This is a genomic window from Microcystis sp. LE18-22.4A, assembly GCF_027531105.1.
In the GTDB taxonomy this organism is placed as follows: Bacteria; Cyanobacteriota; Cyanobacteriia; order Cyanobacteriales; family Microcystaceae; genus Microcystis; species Microcystis aeruginosa.
Map to the genome: position 1 here is coordinate 1 of NZ_JAPZRB010000509.1, position 4,640 is coordinate 4,640.

Annotated in this window: 2 protein-coding genes; one reads left to right on the forward strand and one right to left on the reverse strand. The window is 46.9% G+C overall.

The window, feature by feature from the left end:
• Positions 1 to 142 precede the first annotated feature (142 nt).
• Positions 143 to 4,012, forward strand: a complete 3,870-nt coding sequence (locus tag O9295_RS21945; RefSeq protein WP_353851885.1) for a beta strand repeat-containing protein — start codon at positions 143 to 145, stop codon at positions 4,010 to 4,012.
• A 174-nt stretch (positions 4,013 to 4,186) separates the two neighbouring features.
• On the opposite strand, the gene tumA is transcribed toward O9295_RS21945, so the two are convergent.
• On the reverse strand, positions 4,187 to 4,417 hold the full coding sequence (gene tumA, locus O9295_RS27540) for an antitoxin TumA (protein WP_002771674.1): 231 nt from the start codon (positions 4,415 to 4,417) through the stop codon (positions 4,187 to 4,189).
• Positions 4,418 to 4,640 lie beyond the last annotated feature (223 nt).

Below are 4,640 nucleotides of genomic sequence, written 5' to 3' on the forward strand. Positions count from 1 at the left end.
CCCCCCCCCCCCCCCCCCGACCGCACCCCACGCCACCCCCCACGGCCCCGCCCCCACGCCCGTCCCCACCCCCACCAGCCGCAACGTCTCCGTGCTATTCGGAACCGGCACGGGTAGTTTTGGCACCGCCACTTAATTTACTGTGGGGACTCGTCCCATTTCCGTGACGGTAGGCGACTTCAACGGCGACGGCAAATCCGATTTGGCTGTGGCGAACCACAGCAGCAGCAACGTCTCAGTGCTATTAGGAACCGGCACGGGCAGTTTTGGACCCGCCACTAACTTTACCGTGGGGATTAGTCCCCGTTCCGTGACGGTAGGGGACTTCAACGGCGACGGCAAATCCGACTTGGCTACGGCGAACCGTAGCAGCAGCAACGTCTCAGTGCTATTAGGAACTGGCACGGGCAGTTTCGGTACTGCCACTAACTTTACCGTAGGGAGTAGTCCCCATTCCGTGATGGTAGGGGACTTCAACGGCGATGGCAAATCCGATTTGGCAACAGCGAACCGATACGGCTACAACGTCTCAGTGCTATTAGGAACTGGCACGGGCAGTTTTGGCACCGCCACTAACTTTTCCGCGGGGAGTAGTCCCCATTCCGTGACAGTAGGGGACTTCAACGGCGACGGCAAATCCGATTTGGCTACGGCGAACGCTAACGGCAACAACGTATCGGTGCTATTAGGAACCGGCACGGGCAGTTTTGGCACCGCCACTTACTTTACTGTGGGGACTCGTCCCATTTCCGTGACGGTAGGCGACTTCAACGGCGACGGCAAATCCGATTTGGCTGTGGCGAACGCGTACAGCGGCAACGTCTCGGTGCTATTGGGAACCGGCACGGGTAGTTTTGGCACCGCCACTAACTTTGCTGTGGGGAGTGGTCCCTTTTCCGTGACGGTAGGGGACTTCAACGGCGACGGCAAATCCGACTTGGCAACAGCGAACCGATACGGCAACAACGTCTCAGTCCTCCTCAATGCTGACCCCACCGCCACCGTCACCATTACCGATGTTTCTCAACCCGCAATTTCTCTTACTATCAACGACGTAACCCTTACCGAAGGCAATAGCGGCACCACTAACGCGGTCTTTACCGTGAGCCTTTCTAGTGCCGCCAGTAGCGTTATTAGCGTCAACTACGCCACCGCCAACGGTACAGCCACCGCCGGAACCGATTACACCGCCCTTCCCACCACCACCTTAACCTTCAATCCGGGAGAAACTTCTAAAACGATTACAGTTGCAGTTAATGGCGATAACCAAGTTGAACTCAATGAGACATTTTTCCTCAATCTCAGCAATTTACAAGCCAATGGCAGTAACGTTACCTTAGCCGATAATCAGGGACAGGGAACGATTAATAACGATGACAGTGCATCGATTGCGATTAGTGATGTCACAATTACCGAAGGAAATAGTGGGACAACTAATGCAGTATTTACTGTCACTCTTTCTAATGCAGTTGATACAGCGATTAGCCTCAATTACGCCACAGCCAATGGAACCGCTACCACAGCAGATAATGATTATACGGCGATTGCTGCTACTCCCTTAATCTTCAATGCTGGTGAGACTTCTAAGACGATTACTGTTGCTGTCAATGGCGATACTAAAGTCGAAAGTAACGAGACTTTCTTCGTTAATCTTAGTAATTTACAAACCAATGGTCGTAACGTTACCATAGCCGATAATCAGGGACAGGGAACGATTACTGATGATGATGTCATACTTCCTAGTATTACTCTTGCGGTTTCTCCTAGTAGTGTTACTGAAGACGGGACAAGTAATCTCATCTACACCTTTACCCGTAGTGGAGTAACAACAAATCTTTTGACAGTTAACTATAGTATTGGTGGGACAGCAAATAATGGAACCGATTACGCTTCGATTCCCACAGGTGTAACCTTTGCGGCTAATTTAGCGACTGCGACTGTAACAATTAACCCCACTGCTGACACAACTGTTGAAAGCGATGAAACCGTCGCTTTAACTCTCACTGCGGGGACTGATTATACGATAGGTACGACTACCGCAGTTACGGGGACAATTACGAATGACGATACCAGTGTCACCCTTGCTGTTTCTCCTGCAAGTGTTACCGAAGATGGGACAAGTAATTTGGTTTATACCTTCACCCGTAGCGGAGTAATAGCTAACGCTTTAACAGTCAATTACACCCTCGGAGGGACAGCTACTCTCAATACCGACTACACTCGCAGCGGGACTAACAATACTGTCACCTTCGCAGCTAATGCTACTACTGCTACCGTAATCGTTGACCCCACTGCTGATACTACTGTTGAAAGCAATGAAACCGTCGCTTTAACCCTCGCTTCCGGGACAGGTTATACGATAGGTACTCCTAACGCAGCCACGGGAACAATTACCAATGACGATACCAGTGTCACCCTAGCAGTTTCTCCCGCAAGTGTCACCGAAAACGGGACAACAAATCTGATTTATACCTTCACCCGTACTGGTGTAACAACTAGCGCCTTAACCGCTAACTATACAGTTGGGGGGACAGCTACTTTTAACACAGATTACACCCAAACCGGTGCAGCAAGTTTCACCAGTACAACTGGGACAGTGACTTTCGCGGCTAATGCTACGAAGGCGACTGTAACAGTTGACCCAACTGCTGACACAACTGTTGAAAGTGATGAAACTGTCGTCTTAACTCTCGCGACCGGGACTGGTTATACAATAGGTACACCAACCGCAGTTACAGGAACAATTGCTAATGATGATACCAATGTTACTCTTGCGGTCTCTCCTGGAAGTGTTACCGAAGACGGGACAAATAATCTGGTTTATACTTTCACCCGTACTGGTGTAACAACTAACGCCTTGACTGTCAATTACACCCTCGGAGGGACTGCTACTCTCAATACCGACTACACTCGTACAGGGACTAACAATACTGTCACCTTTGTTGCTAATGCTACGACGGCGACTGTAACAGTTGACCCCACTGCTGATACTACTGTTGAAAGTGATGAAACGGTCGCCTTAACTCTTGCGACCGGGACTGGTTATACAGTAGGGACAACTACCGCAGTGACGGGGACAATTACCAATGACGACTTTTCCCAACTCTCCATCAACGACATCATTACTGTTGTCGAAGGTAAAAATAGTAATGCAGTTCTCACCGTCACTGTAAATAATCCCAATCCACAACAAATTAGTGTTAATTATGCTACTGCACCCATTGATGCTACTGCTAATGTAGATTACACTAGCCAGACAGGAACTCTCATCATTCCCGCTAATGCTTCTACTGCTACTATTACCATTCCCATTCTCAATGATGACCTTAATGAACCGGATGAAGTCTTTGCAGTAACCCTGTCAAATGCGACTAATGCTATCATTAATCCTGATGAAGAAACAGCAGGAGTTATCATTACTGATACTTGGCAAAGCATTCTCACTCGTACTTTACCTAACGGTGTCGAAAACCTCAGACTAATTGGCACTAATAATATTAACGGTACGGGTAACAATGCTAATAATATCATCACCGGAAATAGTGGCAATAATCAAATCAATGGTGCTAATGGTGCTGATATTCTAACCGGTGGTCCAGGTGCAGATACTTTTATCTTCCAATTTGGACAATCTACCATATCCGCAAGCGATCGTATCACAGATTTTGCCATCAATAGTGATAAAATCGACTTATTAACTCAAGGTGGAACCGCCATGAATGCGCCTAGTAGTTTCAGTCGCGCTACTGATAGCACTGTCACCACTTTAGACAATTTAGTCAATCAGGTATTTACTGATGCCAATGGAGCCACTACAGGTAATCAAGGATTAGGGGTTAATAGTGCTGCATTAGTGCAAGTAACAACTGGTGCGATCGCTGGAACTTACCTCGTTATTAATGATAGCACGGCTGGCTTCCAATCCAGCAATGATTTATTAATAAATATCACCGGATTTACCGGTACTTTACCTGCTTTAGGAAGCATTCCAGTGAGTAATTTCTTTGTTTAATTAAGTAGGCGTAGGGTGCGTTAGGCGGCTATCAATTCCGTCAAAAAACCAAAATTAACAAGCCGCCGTAACGCACCACCTCTATTATTAAATCGGTGTGTTACGCTATCGCTAACACACCCTACTGGCTGCACAATTGCTTGCTCTACTTGATTGAGGTAATCAGATAAAAGTTTAAGCAGCATGATTTAATATTTGTTCTAATTCTTGACGCAAAGCAAGGTAATGACGATAATCGTTTGCCCATTCTATAAATATTATATCATCTGATAATGTTCCCTGATTGTATTGGTTATAAAAATCTTCGGAATCCATTTTATGTTGGTTCTCATAAACGCTAAGTCGCTTGGCAACAGCAATCAAAGCATCTAAAGATGATGTATATTGAATGGTCTGTTTACGCATTTTTCTTTTACTCCAAAATAGGGTTTGCTGAATAAATTTGAAATGTAGGCAAAGTAAAGGTTTTGGGGCTTTTCTCGCTCCCACAGGTGCAAGATTTTGAGAGAATCGTCGTTCAAAACCTTGCGTCTTCATCGGCCCGCGTCCTGTAGGGGCGAAGCATTCGGACAATAACCTATCGGTGAAAAGGTAGATTTTCTATCCGAATGCTTCGCCCGTACTTATT

Excerpts from the sequence above, each read along its gene's own strand:
- tumA (WP_002771674.1), bottom strand. The coding sequence starts at position 4,417 with ATGCGTAAACAGACCATTCAATATACATCATCTTTAGATGCTTTGATT.